The sequence below is a fragment of the Halohasta sp. A2 genome, assembly GCF_056175805.1.
On record NZ_JAQFWV010000268.1, the window covers coordinates 1 to 276 of the forward strand.

A 276-nucleotide genomic window follows, 5' to 3' on the forward strand; every position below is an offset into this window, starting at 1 on the left:
AGTCTGATGATCGTGCGAACCCGCCCGGCTACCGCAAGAAAAACTACTACGACCAACAGGGCCGTCTTGTCCACGAAGAACACCCGCGTTCAACGGTGACGTGGAAGCAAAACGGCATCAAACACGATACTAAGAATAACCGCGTTCGCCTCTCAAAGGGCGCGAATCACAAACAACACCCGAAAGCATGGGAGTACATTCTTGTCGAATACGAAACCCGTCCCGGCGTTACCGTTGAGAACCTGCAACAAGTTAGGGCCGTCTACGACAAGGAAA

The 276-nt window shown here is 52.5% G+C and carries 1 pseudogene; it reads left to right on the forward strand.

The annotated features are described in order from the left end of the window. Positions 1 to 276, forward strand: a pseudogene (locus O2S87_RS19080) (RNA-guided endonuclease InsQ/TnpB family protein); the annotation flags it as partial.